Source organism: Novosphingobium sp. MBES04 (assembly GCF_000813185.1).
Classification (GTDB): Bacteria; Pseudomonadota; Alphaproteobacteria; order Sphingomonadales; family Sphingomonadaceae; genus Novosphingobium; species Novosphingobium decolorationis.
In genome coordinates this window covers 1568695-1593095 of sequence record NZ_DF850488.1, presented here as the reverse complement: position 1 = coordinate 1593095, position 24401 = coordinate 1568695, and the positions used below count along the sequence as shown (strand labels likewise).

Genomic DNA, 24401 nt, shown 5'->3' with positions numbered 1-24401 from the left:
GCTGCTTTAGAGGGCGTTGACGGGAATCTTGAGGTAGCGCACGCCGTTGTCCTCGGGCTCGGGCAAGTGCCCGCCGCGCATGTTGACCTGGACCGAAGGCAGGATGAGGTTGGGCATCGAGAGCGTCGCATCCCGGCGGGTGCGCATGTCGACGAAATCGTCCTCACTCACGCCGTCGTGGACGTGGACGTTGGCGGCGCGCTGCTCGGCCACCGTGGTCTCCCAGACGAACTCCTCGCGGCCAGGTGCCTTGTAGTCGTGGCACAGGAACAGCCGGGTTTCGGGCGGGAGCGTCAGCAGGCGGCGGATCGAGCGGTAGAGCTGGCGGGCATCGCCGCCCGGAAAATCCGCGCGCGCGGTGCCGTAGTCGGGCATGAACAGCGTGTCGCCCACGAAGGCCGCATCGCCGATCACGTAGGCCATGTCGGCCGGCGTGTGGCCGGGGACATGGAGCGCGGTGCCGGTCAATGTGCCGAGCGTGAAGGTCTCGCCATCGGCGAAGAGGTGGTCGAACTGCGAGCCGTCCCGGGCAAAGCGCGTGCCCGCGTTGAAGATCTTGCCGAAGACCTCCTGCACGCGCACGATCTCGCGTCCGATGGCGAGCTTGCCGCCCAGCTTTTCCTGGAGATAGGGTGCCGCGGAAAGGTGGTCGGCGTGGGCATGGGTCTCGATGTGCCATGCGACTTTCAGATTTTTTGAAATCACGTAGGCAAGGACCTGGTCGGCCGAAGCGCTCGAGGTGCGACCCGAAGAGGCTTCGTAATCGAGGACCGAGTCGATGATCGCTGCTTCGCCGCTGGCCGGGTCGTGGACCACGTACGTCACGGTGAAGGTCGTTTCATCGAAGAAAGCTGCAATTTCCGGTTGCTTGGCGCTGTCGCCGCGCGCCGTTTCGATCTGGGTGGCGGCCTGGCTCAGGGCCGTGTGGGGGGCTGGTGCGTCAGGCATGTCGTTCTCCAAATTTTGATTTAATGTAATTATGTAACTGTCTTGCGTCAAGAGGCATCTTGCGCTAGAACTTTTCCATGGAAGACGAGACCCGCAAACACTGTTGTCCCTTGCGTATCGGCGATGCCGTGCCCGCGTTCACCGCGCGCAGCACGCAAGGCCCTGTGGCGATGAAGGATTTTGAGGGGCGCTGGCTGGCGTTTTTCTCGCACCCGGCCGATTTCACGCCGGTATGCACGTCCGAATTCGTCGCCTTCGCGCGCGCGGCTGAACGCTTTGCCGAACTGGATTGCGCGCTGATGGCGCTTTCGGTGGACAGTCTCTACGCGCATTTCGCATGGTTGCGCGCGATCCGTGACCATTACGAAGTCGAAGTGACCTTTCCGGTTGTCGAGGATCCCACGCTGGTGATCGGCCGCGCCTATGGTATGGTGGCGAACGACGCCCATGATGCCGGGACGGTGCGCACCGTCTTCATCATCGACCCCGCGCAGGTCGTTCGGGCCATCGTGACCTACCCGGTCGAGATCGGGCGCTCGGTGGAGGAAGTGCTGCGGATTGTCGCGGCACTGCAGGTCGCCGATGCCGGCAAGGGGCTGCCGCCGGAAGGCTGGGAGCCGGGCAAGCCGCTTTTTGCCCACCCCGAGCCGACGATGGACAGCGTGCTGTCGGCCGACAACCCGGTCGGCTGGTTTCTGAAGGAGTGTGAATGATGGCCAGTGCATCCACCCCGCCTTCGCCGCCCGGAGGGGACGGCGCCCCGATCGAGCTCATCAAGGCGATCGCGCATCCCCTGCGCTACGAGATCCTGTCCTGTGTCGCGCGCGGAGAGCGCAATGTGGGCGAGATCGAGGCCGCCACGGGGATCGGCCAGCCCACGCTCTCGCAGCAGCTCTCGGTGCTGCGCAACGCCGGGCTCGTCTCGGCCCGGCGCGAGGCCAAGCTGGTTTTCTACGCAGTCGAGGCCGAGGCGCTTGAACAGGTCTGCTCGGCTTTCCAGGCGATCTGCCCGGCCGAGTTCCAGGGGCGGATCGTCGCCAAGCTGACGGGCGGTGCGGTCACCTCGGTGCAGCCTTTGCCGGCCAACACGCAGGACGGCAGCGACACGGCGGCGCTGCGGCGGCGCGGTGGGGCGGCGGTCTTCGCCAAGCTGGACTGATCGCTCGGGTACCGTGCAGCGGCCCGTAGTCTGAAGCTGCGGACATAGAAAAGGCGGCTCTGCGGCCGCCCTTTCCCTCTCCGAACCGGGAAACGAAAACAGCGCCAATCGGCGCTGCTTGTCGTTCAAATCTGTATCAGCCGCCCTTGGCGTCGCTCTCGTTCGCGGCGAGGCCCGACTGCATGTAGGGAACCGGGTTCACCGCGGCACCGTCCACACGGACTTCGTAGTGCAGGTGGGGGCCAGTCGAGCGGCCGGTCGAGCCCACGAAACCGATGAGATCGCCCTTGTGGACGGTCTGGCCTTCGGCAACGTTCAGGCGCGAGAGGTGGCCGTAGCGGGTCTGCAGTTCGCCGCCGTGCTCCAGCGAGATGTAGAGGCCATACGAGCTGAACATCGAGGCGCGGCTGACGATACCGTCGGCGGGCGCGTAGACCGGGGTACCGGTCGGCGCGGCGAGGTCGATGCCCTTGTGGCCCTGGCGACGCCCGAGGATCGGGTGGTTGCGCATGCCGTAGCTGCTGGTGGTAACCGAATGTTCGAGGGGGTTGCGCGAGGGGATCGAAACCGGGGCGATGGCGCCGACCTTGGCCGCGGGCTTGGCGGCGGCAAGGCCGGTTTCCTCGAAGTTCTGCCAGGAGCTGAACAGGGTGCGGAACTGGGCGTCTTCGTTGCCCGAGGCCGACTGGCCGGCCGACTGTGCCGCGCGCAGCGGGGCGGCGATGTCGGCAGACGCCGCGCTGGAGTTGGCCATGGCCGGATGGGCGGCGATAGCGCTGCCCGCGATCACGGCGGCACCGGCCACTGCGCGGATTTTGGCGAAGACTTTCGTTACGACCACTCGCAATACCTTGTTATCCGCCGAACCCCTGAGGGCAAGGCGCTTGAACCCTTCGACCGCGATCCTGGGATGCGGACCGTGTCGAACCTTGATTTCGGAGATGGTCGGAACCCCCCGCCGTCTCTCGAGTTTCAGTTATGACCGGGAATGTTAATCAAACAAGGGCGGCGTAGAATTCGCGCGATAAACCGGCAGCCGAGCGCGCCGAGTCGTTGAACGGTGGCTTAACGACCCCGTGGAAATGGCGGGAAACCAAGGTTTTCCAGAGAATCGCAGGCGCCGCATTTCGGCGCTTCGCCTCCGCGTCGAAATGATTTGCACCGTACCGGACGTGCCGGATTTCATCGTCAAGGATTCGTTGGAGGATAACGGCGCCCCGTGCATCGCCTAGGGCTTTAACCCTATCGCGGGTGCCCGGCGTCACGTCGAGCCCGCGCGCTTCGAGCACCATCGGCACCACGGCAAGGCGCGCGGCGACATCGTGGCGGGTCTCGCTTGCCGCGTCCCACAGCCCACCATGGGCGGGAAGCGCGCCGTAGTGGCTGCCCATGGTCGCGAGGTGCCGCTCGATGAGGGCGAAGTGCAGCGCCTCGTCGGCCGCGACGTTCAGGAAATCGTCGATGAACTCCCGGCTCATTTCGCCCCCGAAGCGCCCGGCCATGTCGAGCGCGAGGTCGATCGCCACGAACTCGATGTGCGCGAGCGAATGCCACAGGGCGATGCGCCCGCGCTCCGAGCCCGCCTTGCGGCGCTTGGGCATATCGCGCGGGGGGGAGAAGTTCGGGATGGGCCGGGCGGCCCGGCGTGTCGGGCATGGCCACGTCGAAGACCGGCGCAAGGCGGCCCTGGCGCCACTCACGCACCAGCTTGCGGGTCGCCATGACCTTGGTGCGCGGGTGGGGCTCGAGCAGGGCTGCCCGGATCGCGCGCGCCAGCGTTGGCGGCGGGTTCGACATGTCGCAGGTCATGGCGCTCAGAGGGCCTTGGCGGCCTCCAGCACGGCCTTGGCGTGCTCCTTGACCTTCACCTTGTCCCAGACCTGGGCGATCCTGCCTTCGGCGTCGATCAGGTAGGTGGTGCGCACCATGCCCATGTAGGTGCGGCCGTAGTTCTTCTTCTCGGTCCAGATGCCCAGCGCATCGGAGACGCCGTTCTCTTCCGCATCGGTGGCGAGAGGGGCCTTCAGGTCATGCTTGGCGATGAAGTTCTGGTGCTTCTTGGCCGAATCCTTGCTGACGCCCAGCAGCGCCACGCCCGCCGCGTCGAACTCCGGCTTGAGCGCGGAAAAGTCGATGTTCTCGGTCGTGCAGCCGGGGGTGTTGTCCTTGGGGTAGAAGAACACGACGAGCTTCTGGCCCGCAAAGTCCGAGGCCTTCACGCTGCCGCCTTCGGGCGTCTCCATGGCAATGTCGGGGAAGGCGTCGCCGGGGCCGGGGCGTTCGGTCATGGTGTCTCAATCTCCAGTTCTTCGCCAAAGGCGTCGCGCCAGGCCTGGGCCACGCAGCTGCGTGCGCCCGCCAGCGCGGTTTCGAGTTCGCTCCAGTCCCCATAACCACATGCGCGCACGAGGGCCAGCCGTGCGGCGGGCACAGGCAGCTGCGAATCGGGCGCGAGCAGGCGCGCGGCAACGAGGAAGCGGGTGAGCGTGTCGTGCGCGGGGCCCAGGTCCTCCGGCAACAGGCCGTGCGTCGCGAGCGCGGCGATGGCGTGCCCGAGATCCGGGACAAGCCCGCGCCCGCTGGCAAGCTGGGCGTGGTGGACAAGGAACTCGAGGTCGACGAGCCCGCCGCGCGCGAGCTTTACATCGAGCGGGCCCTTGGCGGGTTTGTGCCCGGCCATGCGCGTGCGCATCTCCAGCACTTCGCCGCGCAGCACCTCGGGATCGCGCGGGCGGGTGAGGACGCGGGCGATCTCGTGCTCGACGGCAAGGCGCGCTTCGGGAGATCCGATGAGGACGCGCGCGCGGCACAGCGCCATGTGCTCCCAGGTCCAGGCGTCCTCGCCCTGGTACTGGCGGAAGCTTTCCAGCGAAGCTGCGGGCGGTCCCTGTTCACCCGAGGGGCGCAGGCGCGTGTCGACTTCGTAGAGCGCGCCCTCGGCGGTGGGCACCGAGAGCGCGGCGATCGCGCGCTTGGACAGGCGGTTGTAGTAGAGCGTGGCGCCCAGCGGGCGTTCGCCGTCGCTCTCGGCCTGGAAATCGCCGGTGAAGAGGTAGATGAGGTCAAGGTCCGAGGCGTGGGTGAGGATCCCGCCGCCAAAGCGTCCGAGGCCGAGCACGACCATTTCGCTCCCGGGAATCGTCCCGTGGCGCTGGGCAAACTCCTCGCTCGCCGCGCGGGTGAGGACGAGGCTGGCGGCCTCGGCGATGCGCGCGAGGCCCTGGCCGATGGCGATGGGATCGTTGACGCCTTCGATCAGCTGGACGCCAAGCCGGAAGCGCGCCTCGCTGACCCGGCGGCGCACCGTGTCGAGAACGCGCTCGTAGTCGCTCCCCGGCTCAAGGCGCGCGAAATTGGCGACGAGGCTGTCGACGTCGCCCGGAAGTTCGAAGGCGCTGGCGTCGATCAGTGGATCGAGGAGGTCTGCCCGGCGGGCAAGGGCATCGGCGAGCGGGGGGGCGAGGCTGAGAATGTTGACCAGGACGCCCAGCAGCGCGGGGCGCGCCTCCAGCAGGCGGAAGAGGTTGATGGCGCTGGGCAGGTTGCCCAGAAGCTGCTCCCAGCGCAGCACCGCGCGTTCGGGCTCGGGCGCCTGCGCCAGCGCGGCCATGAGTTCGGGGCGCATTGCCTCGAACGCGGCGCGGGCTGCGTCCGAGCGCAGGGCGCGCACCCGCCCGGAGAGCCAGCCCTCGATCCGCTCGGCCAGCGCGGCCGGATCGGCGAAGCAAGGTCCTCCAGCTCGTCGCGAAGGCTCGCTTGGGCGGGCATGGCAACGGCCGCGTCGGCCTGGAGCGGGGTGTTGGCCATGACCAGCGCGTCGTAGCGCGCGCCCACCTCCTGCGTGATCGCGGCGACTTCCTCCACCAGCGCGGCGCCATCGGCAAGGCCATCGAGCCGGGCGGCGGCGTCGAGCGCCTCCGGGTCGGAGGGCAGCGAATGGGTCTGATGGTCGCGCAGCATCTGCAGGCGGTGCTCGATGGTGCGCAGGCGGTCGTAGCTTTCGCCCAGGAGGCGCGCGTCCTCGGGCGGGACGAGGCCAGCCTCGGCCAGCGCATCGAGCGTCGCGCGCGTGCCGCGCAGGCGCAGCGCGGGCTGGCGGCCACCGTGGATCAGCTGGTGGGTCTGGGCGTAGAACTCGATCTCGCGAATGCCGCCGCGGCCTTTCTTGAGGTCGAAGCCGGGGCCGACAGCTTCTGTGCCGCGTGCGCTGGCGCGGATCTGGCGGGTGAGGCGGCCGATCTCGGCAATGGCCCCGAAGTCGAGGCTCTTGCGCCACACGAAGGGGCGGATCGCGGCGAGGAACTGCTCGCCAGCCGCGATGTCGCCCGCACAGGCGCGCGCGCGGATGAAGGCGGCGCGCTCCCAGGCGAGCGCCGAGCTTTCGTAGTGGGTGAGCGCGGCGTTGATCGAGATGGCGAGGGGGCTGACTTCCGAGGCCGGGCGCAGGCGCAGGTCGACGCGAAAGACATAGCCCTCGCCATCGACGTTCGAGAGTGTCTGGACGACATGGCGCGCGACGCGCTGGGCAGCCTCGCCCGGATCGTCGCGCTCGCGCCGGGGCAGGGTCTCGGGATCGAACAGCAGGATCGGGTCGATGTCCGAGCTGTAGTTCAACTCGCCCGCGCCGTGCTTGCCGAGCGCCAGGGCCAGAAACCCGCCGGGCTCGGCGTCGGGCGCGCGGCGGCGGATGCCATCGGCGATGGCGGCATCGAGCGCGCGGTCGGCAAAGGCGGACAGCTCGCCCGTCACTTTCAGGAGCGGGAAGGCACCGGCCAGGTCGCCGATGGCCAGCGTCAGCGCGAGGGCCTGGCGCTCGCGCCGCAACGCCGCGCCCACCGAGGGCGCGGCGTCCCCGGCCGTGCGCGCCATCGCCAGCGCGGCCTCGCCATCGCCCGCAGCCAGCACGTCGGCCAGTTCGGGGCGTCGCTCGAGCAGCGTTGCAAGAAACGGTGCATGGGCACGTGCACGCGCGAGCGCGCCGCTCCAGTCCTCTCCGGTCGTCGTCGTCATGGTGCCTGTCCTGCCGACTTGGACTGGGCCGGGCAAGCGCCTTGTTCACCGCGCGCGCCTCTGGCACCTCTGGGCCAGGGGCGCCGCCGGGGCGCCATATTGCCAATCCAGGGGACTTCCCGTGAAGAACCGCCTTCTCCTTCTTGCCGCGCTGGGCCTCTCGGCCTGCTCCTCCACGTCCTACTCCGGGCCCGATATGCCCAAGGGCACCGCGCTGCCCCCGCCCGAGCGGCCTGTCGCGGACGAGACGGCGGATGCGCTGCCGAGCAAGGCCAGGGCGATCATGGGGGAGGTGACCGCCACGCTCTCCTCCGATGCGCTGGAGGGCCGCGCGCCCAGCACCGCGATCGAGCCCAAGGTGCTCGATGCGATCATCACCCGCTTCAAGGCCGCCGGATTGCAGCCGGGCAATCACGGCGAGTGGCTGCAGGAGGTCCCCACGGTCGAGATCACCGCGACCGATCCCACCCCGATGGCGGTGACGGGCAAGGGCACCTCGCAGACCTTCGGCTACGGCGATGGCTACGTCGCGGCGAGCTACCGCGTCGTGCCCGAGACGCGCATCGCGGACAGCGAGCTGGTCTTCGTGGGCTATGGCATCAACGCCCCCGAACTGGGCTGGAACGACTACGCCGGGATCGACATGAGGGGGAAGACGGCGGTCATCCTCGTCAACGATCCCGATTACGCTGCCGAGACCGAGGACGGGCTCTTCAAGGGGCGGCGCATGACCTACTACGGGCGCTGGACCTACAAGTTCGAGGAAGCGGCCCGGCAGGGCGCGGATGCCGCGCTGATCGTGCACGATACGTTTCCGGCCGCCTATGGCTGGAACGTCGTCAACTCCAGCTGGACCGGCGCGCAGTATTACGTCCAGACCCCGGATGACGGGGCGAGCGCGACGAAGGCCAACGGCTGGATCCAGAAGGCGGTCGCCGAGACCTTGCTGAAGAGCGCGGGGCAGGACCTTTCGGCGCTGAGCGAAGCGGCCAGGCGGCCCGGCTTCAAACCCGTGCCTCTGGGCCTCAAGGTCCGCTTCGGGTTCGACAACAAGGTGCGCAAGTCCTCCTCGCACAACGTGGTGGGCGTGCTCCCCGGCACCGAGCGCCCGGACGAATACGTGCTCTATACCGGGCACTGGGATCATCTGGGCCACTGCACGCCCGATGCGAGCGGGGACGACATCTGCAACGGCGCGGTCGATAACGCGACCGGGATCGGCGCGCTGACCGCGCTGGCGAATGCCAACGTCGAGGCCGGCGCAACCGCGCGCAGCCAGGTGTTCCTGGCCGTGACGCTGGAAGAATCGGGGCTGCTGGGCTCGGAATACTATGCGGCCAACCCGGTCTTCCCGCTCGATCACACGGTCGGCGGGGTGAACATGGACGCGCTGCTGCCCGGCCCCCGCGCGCGCAGTTTTGCGATGGTGGGGGGCGACAAGTCGGACCTGACCGCGCTGTTCCGCGCAGCGCTGGCTGATGAGGGGCTTGGCGAAGTGCCCGAAGACCACTCGGAGCGGGGCAGCTACTACCGCTCGGACCACTTCTCCTTTGCCAAGCGGGGCGTGCCGATGTTCAACTTCGAGCGCAGCACCGACCTTGTCGAAGGCGGGCGCGCGGCGGGCGATGCGCTGAGCGAAGACTATGTCACCAACCGCTACCACGCCCCGTCCGACGAATATTCGGCGGACTGGAACTGGGATGGCATTGTTCAGGAGGTGTCGCTCTTCTATCGGCTCGGCCGCGATCTCGCCGATTCGGACAGTTGGCCGAACTGGCACGAGGACGATGAATTTAGGGCCGTGCGCGACAAGGCATGCGCGGCATCCCAAGGAGGCTGTTGAGTTGTCTTTCGCCCTTCCCCCCGAGTGGCACCCGCAGGACTGGATCTGGATCGGCTTCCCGCACGATCCGGTCGAATGGCCCGGCTTCCTGGAGGCTGCGCAGGAGCAGATGGCGCAGTTCGCCAGCGTCGTGGCCGAAGCGGGCCAGGAAGTGCGTCTGATCGTGCGCGACGAGGCCAACCGCGCGCGCGCGGCTTCGCTCGTCTCGGACAAGGTCACGCTGGAGGTGCGCCGCTACGGCGATGTCTGGCTGCGCGATACAGGGCCTCTGGTGACGATGGACGCCAAGGGCGCGCGCAAGGCGATGCGCTTCGGCTTCAACGGCTGGGGCGGCAAGTACCTGATGGACGGCGACCAGGAGATCGGCGCCGAGCTCGCCCGTGATGCCGGGCTGGCCGTCGAGACGGCGGACTGGGTCCTTGAAGGCGGCGCGCTTGACGGCGATGGCACCGGCCTTGTCGCCACGACCGAGCAGTGCCTGCTCAACCCCAACCGCAACCCGCACCTCACTCGCCAGGATCTGGAACTGCGCCTGGAGCGCGATCTGGGCTACGACAAGGTGCTGTGGCTGGGCGATGGCCTCATCAACGACCACACCGACGGGCATGTCGACAACCTCGCGCGCTTCGTCGCCCCGGGCGTCCTCGCCCTGCCGCGCGCGACCGGCGTGGACGATCCCAACGCGGCGATCTACGCCGATGCCAAGGCCCGCGCCGAGGCGATGGGCGTGCGCGTGGCCGAAGTTCCCTCGCCGGGCCGTGTCAAGACGGGCGGGCGGATCGAGCCCGCCAGCTACATGAACTTTGCGATCACCTCGAACCTGGTGGTCGTGCCGATCTACGGCACGAAGTACGACGAGGAAGGCGTCACCGCCATCGCCGAGCTGTTCCCCGACCGTGATACGGTGGGCGTAATGGCCGATGCGGTGCTTGCGGGCGGCGGTTCGTTCCACTGTTCGAGCCAGCAGATGCCCTCGCTTCCCAGCGGTGATTAACGTTTTTGCAAGGGCTCGGGCGCATAGCAGCGTCATGGCCCGAGTCCTTGCCCTTGCCTTCCCGTTCACGCGGCGCCCGGCCCTGCCGGTGGCGCAGGGCGTAGCGCAGGATGTGGCGCGCGGCCTGGTGGTGGCGGGCTGTGCCCTCGCGCTGATTCTCGCCGGGGTCGATCTCGGGCTCTGAGCCCGCGGCATTTTTCGGACATTTCATCGGATTGACGGGGAAGGTCTTTGCATAGGGCCTTCCGGCGCGCTGTTGGCCGCGTCTGATGCACTGCACAACCTCTCTATCGCAGTGCAGCAAGATTTCGTCGCAATCGGCTGATGCAGGCGTAACCAAGGCTTCCCACTTTCCCTCCTCGACACCACATCTGGGAGTGTGAACATGCGCCAATTCAGTGAAGCCGAAAGCGCCGCAGGGCGCGAAGCGCTCGTCGGCAACTTTCTCCTGTTCCTGTTCGGGTGCGGGGTACTGGCCTTCTTCGTCTCGGTGGACCGGGTCGACTGGCTGCGCATCCGTCCGGCCAGCGGCAGTTCAGCTGCCATGGCGCAGGCCGGTGCCAAGCCTGCATCCGTGCCCCTGATCGAACGCGCCGAACCGCGCGAAGGAGACGTCCGAAACCCATGATCGTTACTTCGGCCCCCCGTCCGGCCCGCATCATCCGCGAAGTCTGGAAGCCGCTGGCCGTCCTGTTCGTGTGGGACGTGATCGTCACGTTCACCTACTACGTCCTGCCTTTCGACGCGCCCGAGCTGCCGGTGACGCTGTTTGGTTCCGCGCTCGCGCTGTTCCTGGGCTTTCGCAGCAACTCGGCCTACAACCGCTGGTGGGAAGGCCGCCAGCTCTGGGGCCTGATGATCAACGCGAGCCGCAACATCGCGCGCGCGGCCCGCAATTTCCTGCCCGACCCAGAAGGGGAGGACTACAAGCGGCGTATTGTCCTGCGCCAGATTGCCTATGTTCACGCGCTGCGCTGCCAGCTGAGGCGCCAGAAGCCCGACGAGGAGGTGATCCGCCTCCTTCCCCGGCACGAGGCGGACCTGGCCCTCCAGCGCACCAACGTCGCCAACGGCATTCTCGATGGCACCGGTCGGCGCATCGACGAGGCGCGCCGCAAGGGCTGGATCGACACCATCCAGCAGGCCCAGATGGAGGCCGTTCTGGTCGACATCGCCAATTCGCAAGGGGGCATGGAGCGCCTCAAGAACACGCCGCTGCCCCACCAGTACCGCTGGCTGCCCACGGTCTTCACGCATATGTTCTGCGTGCTGCTCCCCATCGGGCTGGTCGAGACGCTGCAGTTTGCAACGCCGCTCGGCTCCACGCTGGCGGGCGCGATGTTCCTCGCCGTCCTCACCATCGGCGATGAACTGGTGGATCCTTTTGCCAACGACGTCCATGACCTTCCGCTCAACCAGATGTGCCGCACGATCGAGATCGACCTCCTGCAGTGCATCGGCGAAGAGGCGCCCGAGCCGCTCAAGCCGGGGAAGGACGGCGTGCTCTGGTAAGCGCTTGCCCTGCGCGGGCCCTCGGCGCATAGGCTGGTCCATGGCACGAGCAGATCGTCTTGAACGCATGGACCGCCGCCGCGAGGAGGCCGAAGAGGAATACACCGCCGCGCTGATTGGCGCGCTCAAGGTGACCGCCGCCGGGCAGTGGGGGCTCTTCGGGCACACCCGCGACAAGACCCACGTGGCCAAGGCCAGGCCGCTCCTCGCCGAACTGGAGGAGCTGGCCGACGAGATCGCGGACCTGCGCGAACGGCTCGACCTTGAACCCTTCGCGCTCCACGCCGAATTCCTTGCCGCGCGCGGGCCGGTGAACTCCCATGCCGTGGGTGAGCCCAAGCAGGCGCAGGCCTGGCTCGCGCGGCTGGAACAGGATCAGTAAGGTCGGTCCGAGGGCCATCGCCCTCGGGCTCCCCAAACTGTCGAGCTCACCTTATGTGCGCATCGGCGGGGGAGCGAGGTGAGGTCACCCATTCTGGGGTCAAGGGGCTATGGCCCCTTGAATCTTATTTCTACTTCGTACGGTTCTACCCCAGTTCGAACGTCGTGATCCCGTAGATCCGCTTTTCGTCGAGCGCGGGGGCTTGCCCCAGGTACATGCGCGCGCAGCCGAAGACCTCACGCAGGCCGTGGCGTTTCACCAACGCCATCGCGCCCGGGTGCGTCTCGGGCACGTCGAGCGTCACGAGGCCATCCTTGCCGTGTGCGGCCAGCGCGCAGAAGAGCGCTTCGGCGGCCTCGTCGTCATCGGCGAAGAGCGGGCCGATCTTGGTGCCCTCGCGGCAGGGGCGGATCGTGCCGAAGCCCGCCAGCTTTCCGTCCTTCACATAGCCGAGCGAAAGGGCGCCCTCCTGGGCGATCCAGCGTTCGAGGAACGGCTCGCGCGGGGCGGGAAAGCAGGTGCGGTCGTAGGCTGTGACCTCGGCGAAAGGCACCTCGGACAGCGGGGCCAGGGCGGCATCGGCGCGCATCGCGGCCTCGGTTGTCGGCCAGTCGGTGGGGATCGTGAACTGGAAGCGTAGGTCGCGGTGCGCAAAGACGAAGCCGCCCTTGGCGTAGTAGTCCTGCATCGTGAAGACGCCGTCCATGCCGATGGGGCGTCCCGGTTTCAGACGCGAGAGCAGCATCTCGCGCCGGTTCTGCCACAGCCGGTCGCCCAGGCCCTGCCCGCGCCAGTCGGGGCGCACGATGAAGAAGCCCATGAAGCCGAACTCGCCGCCGTAGGAGGCGATGGTGCCCCCGCCGATCAGTTCGCCGTCCATCTCGGCGGCGATGAAGGCGTTGGGCTCGGCCTCCCAAAACAGGTCGGCATCGTGCAGGCCCGGGTTCCAGCCTTCGTTCGCCGCCCATTCGACAAGGCGGTTGGCTTCGCGGCGGGTCATGGCGCGGATGGTGAGGTCGCTGAGCGTCATGCCGGGCAACCTAATGCGCCTGCGCCGATTTGCCAGCGATGTTGCGTCGCGGGCTTGCAAGTCTTTCTATCGGCGCAACAGCATCGCCCCGAAGATGGCGAGATGCAGGGCTATTCGCGGATCGTGGCGAACCAGATGACGTGCTTGGGGCCCTTGCCGTTCGAGCGCGAGGCGACCTTGCGCTCCTCGACCGCGAAACCGGCGCGTTCGAGCCGGCGGGTGAAGTCGGGATCGGGCCCGGCGGACCAGATCGCGAGCACGCCGTCGGGCGTCAGCGCGCGCTTGGCGGCGCGCAGGCCGGACTTGGAATAGAGGACGTTGTTGTCCTCGCGCACGAGGCCGTCGGGGCCATTGTCGACATCGAGCAGGATCGCATCGTAATCGCCTTCCGCGCCCGCGATGAAGGGGGCCACGTCGGAGAGGATCAGGTTGACGCGCGGATCATCGAGGCAGCCTGCCTCCAGCTCCTTCATCGGGCCCTTCGCCCATTCGATGATCTCGGGCACGATCTCGACCACGGTGGCCTTGCCGTTCTCGGGCAGGACCCGCAGCGCGGCGCGCAGGGTGAAACCCATGCCGTAGCCGCCGATCAGCATGTGCGGGCGCCTGGCGTGCTTGATGCGCTCGAAGCTCATCGTCGCCAGCGCCTCTTCGGAGCCCCACTTGCGGGTCGACATGAGTTCGTTGTGGCCAAGGACGATCATGAAGTCCTTGTCGTGGCGGTAGAGTTCGAGCTTTTCGCCGTCCGGCACCCATGCCGTATCGAGGAGTTCGCGCTGGATCATGGTTCAGCCTTCATAGCACAGGTGGACGATGGGAAAGGGACGCCCCTCGGCGTCGGTCGGGGAGCAGCCGGTGCGCACGAAGCCGCGCGCAAGGTAGAAGGGCAGGGCGTTGTCGGCCTGCTCGTTGGCATCGACGCGCGGGGCCGGGTGCAGCTCGAGCGCCTTGCCGACCAGCGCGGAGCCGAAACCCTGTCCGTGGACGTCGGGGTGGACGAAGAGCGCCTCGATCATGTCGCCGTCAAAGACCAGGAAGCCCTGAACCATGCCCTTGGCGTCCTCGGCCACCCAGAGGGCAACCTCGGGGAGCATGGCCGCGACCTGGACCTCGATCTGCGCGCGCTCGTCCGCGGAAAGAAAGCCGTGCGTGGCCACGACGGCCGCGCGCCAGATATCCAGCGCGCGGGAAACGTCGCGGGGCTCGCCCGGCCGGAGGATCACCGCAGGTCCGGGGCCGTGGCGGCCTCGCGCAGCATCGCGATGGCCTCGTCGAGCGGCATGACCTTCTGGTCCTTCTCACCCAGCGTGCGGATCGCGACGGTGCCTTCCTCGGCCTCGCGCGCGCCCACGACGAGCAGGTGCGGGACCTTGGCCAGGCTGTGCTCGCGCACCTTGTAGTTGATCTTCTCGTTGCGCAGGTCCGCCTCGACGCGGATGCCCGCGGCCTTGAGCTTGGCGACGGCCTCCTTGGCGTAGTCGTCGGCGTCCGAGATGATCGTGGCAACCACCGCCTGCACAGGCGCGAGCCAGACCGGGAGGCGGCCCGCGAAGTGCTCGATCAGGATGCCTATGAAACGCTCGTAGGAGCCGAAGATCGCGCGGTGCAGCATGACCGGGCGGTGCTTGGCGCCGTCCTCGCCAATGTAGGCGGCATCGAGGCGCTCGGGCAGGACGCGGTCGGACTGGATCGTGCCGACCTGCCAGGTGCGCCCGATCGCGTCGGTGAGGTGCCATTCCAGCTTGGGCGCGTAGAAGGCGCCTTCACCGGGCAGTTCCTCCCAGCCGTACTCTTCGGTGGCAAGGCCCGCCTCGATGACCGCGTTGCGCAGCTCGTCCTCGGCCTTGTCCCACATCTCCTCGGTGCCGAAGCGCTTTTCCGGGCGCAGCGCCAGCTTGATCGAGTAGGTGAAGCCGAAGTCCTTGTAGATCTTGTCGGCCAGTTCGCAGAAGGCGCGCACTTCGGCGACGATCTGGTCCTCGCGGCAGAAGATGTGCGCATCATCCTGCGTGAACTGGCGCACGCGCATCAGCCCGTGCAGCGCGCCGTGCGGCTCGTTGCGGTGGCAGCAGCCGTTCTCGTAGAGGCGGATCGGCAGCTCACGGTACGAGGTGATGCCCTGGCGGAAGATGAGAACGTGCGCGGGGCAGTTCATCGGCTTCAGCGCCATCCAGTCCGCATCGTCGGAAACGATCGGGCCTTCGTCCTCGGTGTTCGGCGTCTCGTCGGGAATGACGAACATGTTTTCGCGGTACTTGCCCCAGTGGCCGGACTGCTCCCACTGGCGCGCGTCCATCACCTGCGGGGTCTTGACCTCCTGGTAGCCCGCGCCGTGAATGGCGCGGCGCATGTAGTCCTCCAGCGCGCGGTAGATGGTAAAGCCGTTGGGGTGCCAGAACACCGAACCGTGGGCTTCCTGCTGGAGGTGGAACAGGTCCATCTCGCCGCCCAACTTGCGGTGGTCGCGCTTGGCGGCCTCTTCGAGGCGCGTGAGGTGGGCGTTGAGCTGCTTCTTGTTGAGCCAGCCGGTGCCGTAGATGCGGGTCAGCTGCGCGTTCTTCTGGTCACCGCGCCAGTAGGCGCCGGCCACGCGCATCAGCTTGAAGGCGGTCGGGTCAAGCTTGCCGGTGGAGGGCAGGTGGGGGCCGCGGCACATGTCGAGCCAGGCGCCTTCGGAATGGGGCTGGCCCGACCAGTAGACGGTAAGGTCCTCGTCGCCGGGAAGCTCGGCGGCCCATTCCGCCTTGAAGGTCTCGCCTTCGGCGGTCCACTTGGCGATCAGCTGCTCGCGGGTCCAGACCTCGCGCACCAGCGGCTTGTCGGCCTTGATGATCTCGCGCATCTTTTCCTCGATGGCGGGAAGATCGTCCATCGAGAAGGGCGCGCGGCCTGCCGGCGCCATCACGTCGTAGTAGAAGCCGTCATCGGTCGAGGGGCCGAAGGTGATCTGCGTGCCGGGCCAGAGCGCCTGCACCGCCTCGGCCAGCACGTGGGCGTAGTCGTGGCGAGCGAGATCAAGTGCCTCGGCCTCATCCTTGGCCGTCACCAGCGCGAGCTGCGCATCGCCTTGGAAGGGGCGGGTGAGGTCCACCAGTTCGCCGTCGATCCTGGCCGCGAGGGCCGCCTTGGCAAGGCCCGGACCGATGGCCGCGGCCACGTCGAGCGGAGTCGCGCCTTCGGGCATCTCGCGCACGGAACCGTCGGGAAGGCTGATCTTGAACATCTCGGACATCGAACTCGTCTTTCGCTCCTGGGCCGCGCGGGCGGTGCCTTGGGCCTTTGGCACAAGCGCACGCCTCGCGGAAGGTCCGGCGTCGGCTATTTTGGCTTGGGATCGGGAGATTGACGCCACATCGCCCGAGCCCGGGCAACGGCGCTGCGTGGTCTCAGCCCACGACCTGCCGTGCCCGGGCGCGCCGGGTGGTGGTGGTCGTGGTGGGTGTTACACGCTTGGTCATCGAACGCGCTTCTAGCAGGGAAGTGCGGGCGAGTCACGCGGCCCGGCCGGCTGGCACCACGCTGTCGGCCGACCTGTCATTATGTCAACTATGCTTGACACGACTCGCGGTGCAATGACAAGCAGGCTTTACACAAAAGCAAGGGAGCTTGTCGTATGTCCCGTAATGTTTCGCTGCTCTGGGGTGGCGGCGTGATCGCTGTGGCCCTTCTCAACATCGCCGAGGTCCTGCCCGACTGGACCACGATTGCCGCAATCCTGACCATGCCCGCGATGGTGGCCCTGCGCATCCGCAAGGGGCGCACGCACGGGAAAGGGTGCTGAGCGTGGGCCTCTCGAGCACAAATCCGGCGTATCGCCGCTATCTGCGGCGCTTCATTCCGATCACGTTTGTCTACGTGGCCCTGTTCGCGCTGGCGACCTGGGTGATCCCTGACGACGCCCCGGCCAGCGTGCTGACGGTGGGTGTCGCGATCCTGCCGGGGCTGGCCGTCCTGGGCTGGATCTGGGCGATGGCGCGGCTGCTGGTCGAACTTCAGGATGAGTATCTGCGCATGCTGGAAGTGCGCAAGTTCCTGGTTGCGACAGCGCTGACGCTGGCGGTTTGCAGCGTCTGGGGCATTCTCGAACTCTATTCGCCCCAGGTGCCGAAGCTCCCGATCTTCTTCGTATTCCCGATGTGGTGCGCAGGGCTGGGGCTGGGAATGGTGGTCAACAAGCTGACGCTTGGCGATGCGGGGTGCATGTGAAGAACCGCCTGAAAGTCCTGCGGGCCGAGCGTGGCTGGAGCCAGCAGGACCTGGCCGGAAAGCTCGATGTTTCGCGCCAGAGCGTCAACGCCATCGAGACGGGACGTTACGATCCCTCGCTGCCACTGGCCTTTCGTATTGCCGAAGTATTCGAACTTGCGATAGAAGAGATCTTCCTGAGAGGAGAGTAACGATGCCGCGCGCATCTCGTCCCGTTCGTACACGGCTGCTCATGCTGGCCGCTTCGCTGGCCCTGTTCGCAGGGCTGGGGGCGCTTGCATTTGAGCGTTTGGGCGCCGAAAGCGTCGCATCGGACATCACGGGCGCGCCGATCTACGCGATCACGCAGACGGGCAATCACATCCTTGTCGAGGTCGTGAGCCCGATTCTCTACTGAGGCCGCTTGGGGCGCCGCTCGGCGATCCGCTGCCAGCTCCACATGGTGAACCCGCCTGCGGGAAGGCACAGCAGGGCCAGGGCCGCCGCGAGCAGGTTGGGCGCAGGGGCGAGCGCCGCGCCGAGGAGGACGGCATAGGGCAGTGTCCACCAGCCCCGGCCGCGGCGTTGCAGGAGCGCGACGACCAAGGCGCTCGCCGAAGCTGCCAGGATCAGCGCACTCCAGGCAAGCTGGGCTGGGCCCAACTGGGCGAGAACTTCGCCCAGATTTGCAGGGCCGGGCACGCGGGCGAGGAAGGCCTCCGGGCGGCCAAGGTAGGGCCAGGTCCAGGGCGCCGTGGCGACGAGCACGATGCCGAGCACGAGTACACCTTCCCCCAGTACACCGCCAAGACGCCGCCACGTGAAGGGCGCGCGCAGCGAGTCGAGGACGAAGAGCAGCGCGGGCACGAGAAGGCTCGCCGGCTCGGTCAGCGCGGCGAGCGCGAAGACGAGACCCGCGCTCCCAAGGTGCCAGCGGCTCGTGCGCACGATCACCAGTCCGCACCCGGTCAGCACCAGCGCGGTGAGGAAGAGCCCAGGGCCCGCCAGCGGAACCGACGTTATGGCACGCGGCGAGATCGCCAGCAGCAAAAGGCTGATGCGCGCGGCGGCCTCGCTGGCAAACAGGCGTCGCCCCAGCACCAGAGTCAGCGCGCCGATGGCAAGGGCGTTGGCGAGGTTGAACAGTCCCAGCGTGACCGCACTTGCGCCGAAACGGGCATAGGCCAGCGAGAGGACCATGGGCCAACCGATCGGCGTGAAGATAGCCGGGTCGCCGGGCGCGGCGAAATAGCCTCCGCCAACTGCCAGCGCGAGCGCCGCTTCGTGATGCCACTGGGCCTCGGGCGGGACCGCGATGTCGAGGAACAGCGCCCCGACCCGCAGCCCGAAATAGAGCGCCCAGATTGCGAGCAGGACCGAGCGCTGCTGCGCGAACCATTCCAGCCGCCGCGCGGTGCGCGTGGGCTGAGTGGGAAAGTGGATGATCTCGGCGCTCATGGTGGATTTTCGTAGATGCGGCGGCGAAGGTGGGCAAGGGGGCGTGAAGAAGGAAGATAGGATTCAAGGGGTTATTACCCCTTGACCCCCAAATGGGCGTCCTCACCTTCCACACGCCACTTTGGCTGAGATACGCGAGGTTGCCCGTTCGGGGTGCCCGAGGGCAATGGCCCTCGGATCTGTCCTTGCCCTTCTCGGTCCCAGCCCCCACCTTGCGCGCCATGACCGAGATCCGCTTCCACGAAATGGCCGATGGCCGCCGCATCGCCCACCGCTTCGCGCCCGGACAGGGCCCTACGCTCGTCTTCCTGCCGGGCTACATGTCCGACATGTCGGGCAGCAAGGCGACGGCGCTGTTCGAAATGGCCGTCCACACCGGCCGCGCCTGCCTGCTTGTCGACTATTCGGGCTGCGGGGCGAGTGACGGCGATTTCGCCGACGGCACGCTCAGCCGCTGGCGCGACGAGGTGGTGGCCGTGATCGAGGCGGCCGCGCTCGACAAGGTGGTCCTGATCGGCTCCTCGATGGGCGGCTGGCTGATGCTGATGGTGGCCGATGCCCTGCCCGACAAGGTCCACTCGATGATCGGCATTGCCGCCGCGCCCGATTTCACCGACTGGGGCATCGCGCAGATGGACAAGGGACTGCTTGCCGATGGCGAAACCATCTACGAAGACAACCCCTATGGCCCCGAACCCACGCCGACCCACCCCGCCTTCTGGGCCGACGCAGGCGAACCTCCAGCTGGAAGCACCGATCGAGTTCTACGGTCCGGTGCGTCTCCTCCACGGCCAGCGCGACGAGGACGTGCCTTTCGACCTTTCGCTGCGCTTGTGCGAAATGCTGCGTTCAGACGATGTGCAGGTGACTTTCATCAAGGACGGCGACCACCGCCTTTCGCGCGAGACCGATATCGCGGTTCTCATGCGCACCGTGGCCGACCTGCTTCTGGCCCGTGACCCGGAAAGCTGATCGTCCGCACGGCCGACCGGAGACGTAACCCTCGATGTCGATTTCGCTGCTTCTGATGCCCCTTCTCGCCCAGGCGGCGGGGACCATCGGCTCGCCCTATGCCTCTTCGCTTCCGCTCGAGATCATCGAGAAGAAGAACGACGAGGCGCGCAAGCAGGCGCAGGAGCGGGCCTATGCCGGGCCCGCCGCGCCGGTCAGCCGCAAGGGGTGCATGGACCTTGTCCAGTCCGATCCGCAAGGCTCGGCAAATCTGGCGCAGGAGGCTCTCTATGAGGCGATGGGGCGCGAACGCGTGCGCGCCGGCCTGTGCCTGGGCGCGGCGCTCACCGTGCTGGAACGCTTTGACGAGGCGCGCGAGGCCTTCGTCACCGCGCGCGATGCGACCGAGGCCGAGGACCACGTAAGCCGCGCGCGGCTGGGCGACATGGCGGCCAACGCCGAACTGGCACAGGGCAACGGCGCCAAGGCGCTGCTGCTGCTGGGCCCCGCACTCACCGAGGCCAAGGCGAGCGGCGATGACCGCGTTCTCGCCGAAGTCCAGATCGACCGCGCGCGCGGGCTTGTCGCCGTCGACCAGGCCGAGCAGGCGGCCGATGCCCTTGCGGCGGCGCGCGTTGCCGATCCGGAGAACGCGCAGGCCTGGCTTCTTTCGGCGACGCTGGCGCGGCGCCAGGACCAGCTGATTGTCGCCTCGGGCCAGATCGAGACGGCGGCCAAACTGGCACCGCGCGATCCGGCGGTCGGCCTGGAGGCGGGCGTGATCGCGATGCTTTCGGGCGATGCGGATGCCGCGCGCCGAAGCTGGCAGTCGGTACTGGACGTCGCCCCGCAGAGCCCGGAAGCCCAGACCGCGAAAACCTATCTTGCGCAGACGGCCCCCGATGATGGGCCGGAGCGCCCCTGAGACACCAGACTACGGATAACGATGCCCATGGTACCCCTTTCGGTTCTCGACCTTGTCACCGTTCGCGAAGGCGACAGCGTGGCCCGCTCGCTCGACATCACCGTCGACACCGCCAAGGCCGCCGAGGCCAACGGCTTCAAGCGCTACTGGGTGGCCGAGCACCACGGCATGGCCGGCATCGCGGGGGGCGCGACCTCGGTCGTGCTTGCGCACATCGGCAACGCGACCAGCACGATCCGCATCGGCGCGGGCGGGATCATGTTGCCCAACCACACGCCCTACGTGATCGCCGAGCAGTTCGGCACGCTTTCGGCGATGTTCCCGGGCCGCGTGGACCTGGGGCTGGGCCGTGCGGCGGGCGCGGACGGGCGGCTGGCGAACGCCTTGCGCAAGGACATCGTGAGCGCGTCGGAACGCTTCCCGCAGGACGTCGTCGAACTGCGCGCCCGCTTTGCCGGACAGGCCGTGGGCGGGGTGGAATCCCCGCAGGCGAGCGGGGCGGATGCGGAAATGTGGATCCTGGGCTCCAGCCTCTTCGGCGCGCAGCTCGCCGCCATGCTGGGTCTTCCCTATGCCTTCGCTTCGCACTTCGCGCCCACCCATCTGGACGAGGCCGCGCGCATCTACCGTGAGCGCTTCGAGCCCTCCGAATTTTGCGACAAGCCCTATTTCATGGCCGCGATCAACACGATGGCCGCCGAGACCGAGGAGGAGGCCTGGTACCTCTCCTCCTCGACCGACCAGAGCTTCGTGGCGTTGCGCACGGGTAGTCCCGGCAAGCTGCAGCCGCCGCTTCGCAATTACCGCGAAAGTCTCCCCGGTCCGGCGCGCGCGATGCTCGAGCAGATGCGCGGGGTCGCCGCCGTCGGCACGCCCGACCAGGTGCGCGCGGGGCTCGAGGCCTTTGTCGCGCGTACGCAGGCCGACGAGCTGATCCTGAGCGCCTCGACCTTCGATCCCGCTGCGCAGATCCGCTCGCTCGAACTGATCGCCGGGGCATTCGACTGAGCCGCGGGGACAAGAGCCGGTACAAGACCATGTGCGTGCAGGGGTATTGCCAGCGCCGCCGCAAGCGGCCAGACAGGCCCGGCCAGGAGGGGATATGAACCAGTCTGATGTTGTTATCGTGGGGGCCGGCCACGGCGGCGCCCAATGTGCGCTGGCTCTGCGCCAGAACGGTTTTGAGGGCTCGATCACGGTGATCGGGCGCGAGCCGGAGTACCCCTACGAGCGCCCGCCGCTCTCCAAGGAGTACTTCGCCCGGGAGAAGACCTTCGACCGCCTCTACATCCGCCCGCCCACGTTCTGGGCCGAAAAGGACGTGACCTTCCGCCTTGGCTGCGAAGTCATCAAGGTCGATCCCAAGGCGCATACCTTGCGTCTTTCGGACGGCGAGACCTTCGAATACGGCAAGCTGGTCTGGGCGACCGGCGGCGATCCGCGCCGCTTGTCCTGTTCCGGCGCCGAACTGGCCGGTGTCCATGCGGTGCGCACGCGCGCCGACTGCGACACGCTGATGGCCGAGGTGGACGCCGGGATCCGCAAGGTGGTGGTGATCGGCGGGGGCTACATCGGCCTGGAAGCGGCCGCTGTGCTGGCCAAGCTGGACCTGGAGGTCACGCTCCTCGAAGCGCTGCCCCGCGTCCTTGCGCGCGTGGCGGGCGAGGAGCTTTCCGCCTTCTACGAGAAGGAGCACCGCGAGCACGGGGTGGACCTGCGCACGGGCGTTGCGGTGGAATGTCTTGAAGGCGATGGCAAGAAGGTCACAGGGGTCAAGCTTGCCGATGGTTCGGTCCTTCCCGCCGAGGCGGTGATCGTGGGCATTGGTATTGTGCCCGCCGTCGGCCCGCTGATCGCGGCAGGCGCGGCCGGGGCCAATGGCGTCGATGTGGATGAATACTGCCGCACCTCGCTTCCCGACATTTACGCCATCGGTGATTGCGCGGCCTTTGCCTGCGGCTTTGCGGGCGGCGATGTCATGCGCGTGGAATCGGTGCAGAACGCCAACGACATGGCGACCTGCGTCGCCAGGGCGCTGTGCGGCGATGAACAACCCTACAAGGCCTTCCCGTGGTTCTGGTCGAACCAGTATGACCTGAAGCTCCAGACAGCGGGCATCAACAAGGACTTCGACACCACCGTGGTGCGCGGCGATCCCGACACCCGCAAGTTCTCGGTGGTGTACCTGCGCGCGGGGCGCGTCGCGGCAATCGACAGCGTCAACATGGTCAAGGACTACGTCCAGGGCCGCAAGCTGGTCGAAGCGGGCGCGAAGGTCGACGTCGACCAGCTCGCCGACCCGGAGGTTCCTCTCAAGTCGCTGCTGTGAAGCGATAGGTCCTGTATCGCACCTGCGGGCTGGACCTGTGCAAAAATGTCGTTAAGGCCCGCCCTTTCGTAATTTTCGAAGGGGCGGGCGTCGACGCACGCACGCACCCGTGCAAGGGGTGAAGCGGTATGAACGCGCGGACAGACGCGGAAAGCAGGCAGGTGCGCGGGTTCGAGCCCTATCGGCGCAACGCGCGGGTGCTGGGCGCGAGCCTGGTCGGCACGGCGGTCGAGTTCTACGACTTCTACATCTACGCCACGGCCACCGCGCTCGTCTTCGGGCCGCTGTTCTTTCCCGCCGATTCGGCCTCCGCGCAGCAGCTGGCGGCCTATGCCAGCTTTGCCATCGCGTTCCTGGCCCGTCCCATCGGCGCCACCTTCTTCGGCCATTTCGGCGACCGCGTGGGACGCAAGTCCACGCTGGTCGCCTCGCTCATGCTGATGGGCGGGGCGACCGTCGCGATCGGCTTCCTGCCGACCTACCAGAGCATAGGTTGGTACGCGCCGCTCCTCCTGTGCGTGCTGCGCTTCGGGCAGGGGCTGGGGCTGGGCGGCGAGTGGGGCGGCGCGGCGCTGCTGGCGGTGGAGAGCGCGCCGCCGGGCTGGCGCGCGCGCTTTGGCATGTTCCCGCAGCTGGGCGCGCCGCTCGGGTTCTTGGCGGCCAACGGCTTGTTCCTGATCCTGTCCGGGATTCTGAGCGAAGCGCAGTTCATTGCCTGGGGCTGGCGCCTGCCGTTTCTGCTGAGCTCGGTCCTTGTCGGGCTGGGCCTGTGGATTCGCTTCAGGCTCTCCGACAGCCACGCGCTCGACGCCACCGGGCACATCGCGCCGCCCAAGGCCATTCCCCTGTTCGAGCTGTTCAAGGGTCACCTGCGCCAGACGGTTGCGGGGACCTTCGCGGTCGTCGCCTGCTTTGCCATCTACTACCTCACCACCGCCTTCGCGCTGGGCTATGGCACGGGAGAGCTGGGCTATGACCGGCAGGATTTCCTGGGCGTCCAGCTCTTCGCGATCCTGTTCATGGCGCTGGGCATCGTGGTGGCAGGCTACGCCGCGGACCGTTGGTCCTCGCGCTCGGTGCTGCTGTTCGGCTCGCTGTGCGCCATCGGTGTGGGGATCGCGATGGGGCCGATGCTGGGCGCGGGCTCGCTCGCCGTGATCGCGCTGTTCCTGGCGATGGGCCTGTTCACCATGGGCCTCGTCTACGGTCCGCTGGCCGCGCTCCTGCCGCAGCTGTTCCCGGCACGGGTGCGCTACACCGGCTCCTCGATCGCCTTCAATGTCGGCGGGATCCTCGGCGGTGGTTTTGCCCCGGCGGTGGCGCAGGGGCTGGTCGACCAGGGCGGACTGGCCTTTGTCGGCCTCTACATCTCCGGCGCGGCGGTACTCACGCTGGTCGGGCTGCTCAGCCTTTCGCGCAATACGGAGCGCGACTTCACGGTTTAGAAGTGCGCATATATCGAATAGTGTAGTATGGTTTTATCGTTTCTGCATGGCGCGGTGCGAGCGCTCGAAATCGCAGATCATGCAGGGCCTGTGGGTCTGCTATGAACTGGGCGAGAAGCGCGAGGGCTTCTTCGTCGAGTTCGGGGCGACCAACGGCCTGAAGAACTCGAACGCCTGGCTGCTGGAACACGAACTGAGCGGTATCGCCGCCTTTTCCGATGGCGATCACT

26 protein-coding genes and 2 pseudogenes are annotated in these 24401 nt (G+C 67.5%); 17 read left to right on the top strand and 11 right to left on the bottom strand.

All coding sequences use genetic code 11. From position 1 onward, the window contains the following. Nucleotides 1-6: 6 nt before the first annotated feature. Nucleotides 7-948 carry an MBL fold metallo-hydrolase gene (locus MBENS4_RS06915; RefSeq protein WP_039391913.1) on the bottom strand — a complete coding sequence of 314 codons (942 nt, stop codon included), beginning with the start codon at nucleotides 946-948 and terminating at the stop codon, nucleotides 7-9. Between the two features lie 77 nt (nucleotides 949-1025). On the opposite strand from MBENS4_RS06915, the gene MBENS4_RS06910 reads away from it, so the two are divergent. Next, entirely contained in the window at nucleotides 1026-1661 is a 636-nt protein-coding gene (locus MBENS4_RS06910; RefSeq protein ID WP_039389658.1) for a peroxiredoxin, read from the top strand. Beyond that, a complete protein-coding gene (locus MBENS4_RS23940) occupies nucleotides 1658-2107 on the top strand; it encodes an ArsR/SmtB family transcription factor (protein WP_340140798.1) in 450 nt (149 codons plus the stop codon). The genes MBENS4_RS06910 and MBENS4_RS23940 overlap by 4 nt, the downstream gene beginning before the upstream one ends. 136 nt (nucleotides 2108-2243) lie before the next feature. Here MBENS4_RS23940 and MBENS4_RS06900 read toward each other — a convergent pair whose 3' ends face one another. From MBENS4_RS06900 to MBENS4_RS06885, 4 genes and pseudogenes are all read right to left on the bottom strand, one after another. Next, on the bottom strand, nucleotides 2244-2948 hold the full coding sequence (locus MBENS4_RS06900; RefSeq protein WP_039389656.1) for a M23 family metallopeptidase: 705 nt from the start codon (nucleotides 2946-2948) through the stop codon (nucleotides 2244-2246). Nucleotides 2949-3102: 154 nt separating this feature from the next. Continuing rightward, a pseudogene (locus tag MBENS4_RS06895) lies at nucleotides 3103-3904 on the bottom strand (ferritin-like domain-containing protein). A 17-nt stretch (nucleotides 3905-3921) separates the two neighbouring features. Continuing rightward, a complete protein-coding gene (locus tag MBENS4_RS06890) occupies nucleotides 3922-4395 on the bottom strand; it encodes a peroxiredoxin (RefSeq protein ID WP_039389653.1) in 474 nt (157 codons plus the stop codon). Continuing rightward, nucleotides 4392-7117: pseudogene (locus MBENS4_RS06885) on the bottom strand (bifunctional [glutamine synthetase] adenylyltransferase/[glutamine synthetase]-adenylyl-L-tyrosine phosphorylase). The gene MBENS4_RS06890 and the pseudogene MBENS4_RS06885 overlap by 4 nt, the downstream one beginning before the upstream one ends. A 121-nt stretch (nucleotides 7118-7238) precedes the next feature. Here MBENS4_RS06885 and MBENS4_RS06880 point away from each other — a divergent pair. The 6 genes from MBENS4_RS06880 to MBENS4_RS06860 all read left to right on the top strand — a co-directional run bounded on the left by MBENS4_RS06880 (nucleotide 7239) and on the right by MBENS4_RS06860 (nucleotide 11848). After that, nucleotides 7239-8960: a M28 family metallopeptidase gene (locus MBENS4_RS06880; RefSeq protein WP_039389651.1), complete on the top strand. Its 1722-nt coding sequence runs from the start codon at nucleotides 7239-7241 to the stop codon at nucleotides 8958-8960. 1 nt (nucleotide 8961) lies between these two features. Further along, nucleotides 8962-9954: an agmatine deiminase family protein gene (locus MBENS4_RS06875; protein ID WP_039389650.1), complete on the top strand. Its 993-nt coding sequence runs from the start codon at nucleotides 8962-8964 to the stop codon at nucleotides 9952-9954. Nucleotides 9955-9988: 34 nt separating this feature from the next. Next, entirely contained in the window at nucleotides 9989-10138 is a 150-nt protein-coding gene (locus MBENS4_RS25715; protein ID WP_159108025.1) for a hypothetical protein, read from the top strand. A 201-nt stretch (nucleotides 10139-10339) separates the two neighbouring features. Then, entirely contained in the window at nucleotides 10340-10582 is a 243-nt protein-coding gene (locus tag MBENS4_RS06870) for a hypothetical protein (protein WP_052322063.1), read from the top strand. Continuing rightward, entirely contained in the window at nucleotides 10579-11466 is an 888-nt protein-coding gene (locus MBENS4_RS06865; protein ID WP_039389648.1) for a bestrophin family protein, read from the top strand. Before MBENS4_RS06870 ends, MBENS4_RS06865 begins: the two co-directional genes overlap by 4 nt. A gap of 40 nt (nucleotides 11467-11506) precedes the next feature. Beyond that, nucleotides 11507-11848: a hypothetical protein gene (locus tag MBENS4_RS06860; protein ID WP_039389647.1), complete on the top strand. Its 342-nt coding sequence runs from the start codon at nucleotides 11507-11509 to the stop codon at nucleotides 11846-11848. A 145-nt stretch (nucleotides 11849-11993) separates the two neighbouring features. On the opposite strand, the gene MBENS4_RS06855 is transcribed toward MBENS4_RS06860, so the two are convergent. The 4 genes from MBENS4_RS06855 to thrS all read right to left on the bottom strand — a co-directional run bounded on the left by MBENS4_RS06855 (nucleotide 11994) and on the right by thrS (nucleotide 16110). Then, nucleotides 11994-12878, bottom strand: a complete 885-nt coding sequence (locus tag MBENS4_RS06855) for a GNAT family N-acetyltransferase (RefSeq protein ID WP_039389645.1) — start codon at nucleotides 12876-12878, stop codon at nucleotides 11994-11996. 110 nt (nucleotides 12879-12988) lie between these two features. Beyond that, nucleotides 12989-13663: a spermidine synthase gene (locus MBENS4_RS06850; protein WP_039389643.1), complete on the bottom strand. Its 675-nt coding sequence runs from the start codon at nucleotides 13661-13663 to the stop codon at nucleotides 12989-12991. Nucleotides 13664-13666: 3 nt separating this feature from the next. After that, nucleotides 13667-14101: an acetyltransferase gene (locus MBENS4_RS06845; protein WP_039389641.1), complete on the bottom strand. Its 435-nt coding sequence runs from the start codon at nucleotides 14099-14101 to the stop codon at nucleotides 13667-13669. Beyond that, nucleotides 14098-16110, bottom strand: coding sequence for a threonine--tRNA ligase (thrS, locus tag MBENS4_RS06840; RefSeq protein ID WP_039389638.1), 2013 nt, complete (start codon nucleotides 16108-16110; stop codon nucleotides 14098-14100). The genes MBENS4_RS06845 and thrS overlap by 4 nt, the downstream gene beginning before the upstream one ends. 381 nt (nucleotides 16111-16491) lie before the next feature. On the opposite strand from thrS, the gene MBENS4_RS25710 reads away from it, so the two are divergent. The 4 genes from MBENS4_RS25710 to MBENS4_RS06825 are packed head-to-tail and all read left to right on the top strand — an operon-like array spanning nucleotide 16492 to nucleotide 17481. Then, nucleotides 16492-16659 carry a hypothetical protein gene (locus tag MBENS4_RS25710; protein WP_159108024.1) on the top strand — a complete coding sequence of 56 codons (168 nt, stop codon included), beginning with the start codon at nucleotides 16492-16494 and terminating at the stop codon, nucleotides 16657-16659. Then, nucleotides 16653-17084, top strand: coding sequence for a hypothetical protein (locus MBENS4_RS06835; RefSeq protein WP_242404817.1), 432 nt, complete (start codon nucleotides 16653-16655; stop codon nucleotides 17082-17084). The genes MBENS4_RS25710 and MBENS4_RS06835 overlap by 7 nt, the downstream gene beginning before the upstream one ends. Then, on the top strand, nucleotides 17081-17275 hold the full coding sequence (locus tag MBENS4_RS06830) for a helix-turn-helix transcriptional regulator (protein WP_039389637.1): 195 nt from the start codon (nucleotides 17081-17083) through the stop codon (nucleotides 17273-17275). The genes MBENS4_RS06835 and MBENS4_RS06830 overlap by 4 nt, the downstream gene beginning before the upstream one ends. A 2-nt stretch (nucleotides 17276-17277) precedes the next feature. After that, nucleotides 17278-17481, top strand: coding sequence for a hypothetical protein (locus tag MBENS4_RS06825; protein ID WP_039389635.1), 204 nt, complete (start codon nucleotides 17278-17280; stop codon nucleotides 17479-17481). On the opposite strand, the gene MBENS4_RS23935 is transcribed toward MBENS4_RS06825, so the two are convergent. After that, a complete protein-coding gene (locus MBENS4_RS23935; protein WP_052322062.1) occupies nucleotides 17475-18521 on the bottom strand; it encodes a hypothetical protein in 1047 nt (348 codons plus the stop codon). The genes MBENS4_RS06825 and MBENS4_RS23935 overlap by 7 nt on opposite strands. Nucleotides 18522-18706: 185 nt before the next feature. On the opposite strand from MBENS4_RS23935, the gene MBENS4_RS06815 reads away from it, so the two are divergent. From MBENS4_RS06815 to MBENS4_RS06795, 5 genes are all read left to right on the top strand, one after another. Next, nucleotides 18707-19480: an alpha/beta fold hydrolase gene (locus MBENS4_RS06815; RefSeq protein WP_242404816.1), complete on the top strand. Its 774-nt coding sequence runs from the start codon at nucleotides 18707-18709 to the stop codon at nucleotides 19478-19480. A gap of 47 nt (nucleotides 19481-19527) precedes the next feature. Continuing rightward, the gene (locus MBENS4_RS06810) at nucleotides 19528-20397 is read left to right on the top strand and encodes a hypothetical protein (protein ID WP_039389633.1); all 870 of its coding nucleotides are present in this window, start codon (nucleotides 19528-19530) and stop codon (nucleotides 20395-20397) included. A 27-nt stretch (nucleotides 20398-20424) separates the two neighbouring features. Then, nucleotides 20425-21405 (top strand): LLM class flavin-dependent oxidoreductase, encoded by a 981-nt coding sequence (locus MBENS4_RS06805; RefSeq protein WP_039391904.1) that lies wholly within the window; start codon nucleotides 20425-20427, stop codon nucleotides 21403-21405. A 94-nt stretch (nucleotides 21406-21499) separates the two neighbouring features. Beyond that, nucleotides 21500-22726: an NAD(P)/FAD-dependent oxidoreductase gene (locus tag MBENS4_RS06800; protein WP_039389631.1), complete on the top strand. Its 1227-nt coding sequence runs from the start codon at nucleotides 21500-21502 to the stop codon at nucleotides 22724-22726. A 128-nt stretch (nucleotides 22727-22854) separates the two neighbouring features. Beyond that, nucleotides 22855-24171 (top strand): MFS transporter, encoded by a 1317-nt coding sequence (locus MBENS4_RS06795; RefSeq protein WP_039389629.1) that lies wholly within the window; start codon nucleotides 22855-22857, stop codon nucleotides 24169-24171. On the opposite strand, the gene MBENS4_RS26205 is transcribed toward MBENS4_RS06795, so the two are convergent. Next, complete coding sequence (locus MBENS4_RS26205; RefSeq protein ID WP_206778135.1) at nucleotides 24161-24400, bottom strand: hypothetical protein; 240 nt, start codon at nucleotides 24398-24400, stop codon at nucleotides 24161-24163. The genes MBENS4_RS06795 and MBENS4_RS26205 overlap by 11 nt on opposite strands. Between the last annotated feature and the right edge of the window lies 1 nt (nucleotide 24401).

Bases quoted from the DNA above. Each gene is read 5' to 3' on its own strand.
- MBENS4_RS06915 (WP_039391913.1), bottom strand. From the start codon at position 948: ATGCCTGACGCACCAGCCCCCCACACGGCCCTGAGCCAGGCCGCCACC.
- MBENS4_RS06910 (WP_039389658.1), top strand. From the start codon at position 1,026: ATGGAAGACGAGACCCGCAAACACTGTTGTCCCTTGCGTATCGGCGAT.
- MBENS4_RS23940 (WP_340140798.1), top strand. From the start codon at position 1,658: ATGATGGCCAGTGCATCCACCCCGCCTTCGCCGCCCGGAGGGGACGGC.
- MBENS4_RS06890 (WP_039389653.1), bottom strand. From the start codon at position 4,395: ATGACCGAACGCCCCGGCCCCGGCGACGCCTTCCCCGACATTGCCATG.
- MBENS4_RS25715 (WP_159108025.1), top strand. From the start codon at position 9,989: ATGGCCCGAGTCCTTGCCCTTGCCTTCCCGTTCACGCGGCGCCCGGCC.
- MBENS4_RS06870 (WP_052322063.1), top strand. From the start codon at position 10,340: ATGCGCCAATTCAGTGAAGCCGAAAGCGCCGCAGGGCGCGAAGCGCTC.
- MBENS4_RS06865 (WP_039389648.1), top strand. From the start codon at position 10,579: ATGATCGTTACTTCGGCCCCCCGTCCGGCCCGCATCATCCGCGAAGTC.
- MBENS4_RS06860 (WP_039389647.1), top strand. From the start codon at position 11,507: ATGGCACGAGCAGATCGTCTTGAACGCATGGACCGCCGCCGCGAGGAG.
- MBENS4_RS06855 (WP_039389645.1), bottom strand. From the start codon at position 12,878: ATGACGCTCAGCGACCTCACCATCCGCGCCATGACCCGCCGCGAAGCC.
- MBENS4_RS06850 (WP_039389643.1), bottom strand. From the start codon at position 13,663: ATGATCCAGCGCGAACTCCTCGATACGGCATGGGTGCCGGACGGCGAA.
- thrS (WP_039389638.1), bottom strand. From the start codon at position 16,110: ATGTCCGAGATGTTCAAGATCAGCCTTCCCGACGGTTCCGTGCGCGAG.
- MBENS4_RS25710 (WP_159108024.1), top strand. From the start codon at position 16,492: ATGTCCCGTAATGTTTCGCTGCTCTGGGGTGGCGGCGTGATCGCTGTG.
- MBENS4_RS06825 (WP_039389635.1), top strand. From the start codon at position 17,278: ATGCCGCGCGCATCTCGTCCCGTTCGTACACGGCTGCTCATGCTGGCC.
- MBENS4_RS23935 (WP_052322062.1), bottom strand. From the start codon at position 18,521: ATGAGCGCCGAGATCATCCACTTTCCCACTCAGCCCACGCGCACCGCG.
- MBENS4_RS06810 (WP_039389633.1), top strand. From the start codon at position 19,528: ATGTCGATTTCGCTGCTTCTGATGCCCCTTCTCGCCCAGGCGGCGGGG.
- MBENS4_RS06805 (WP_039391904.1), top strand. From the start codon at position 20,425: ATGGTACCCCTTTCGGTTCTCGACCTTGTCACCGTTCGCGAAGGCGAC.
- MBENS4_RS06800 (WP_039389631.1), top strand. From the start codon at position 21,500: ATGAACCAGTCTGATGTTGTTATCGTGGGGGCCGGCCACGGCGGCGCC.
- MBENS4_RS06795 (WP_039389629.1), top strand. From the start codon at position 22,855: ATGAACGCGCGGACAGACGCGGAAAGCAGGCAGGTGCGCGGGTTCGAG.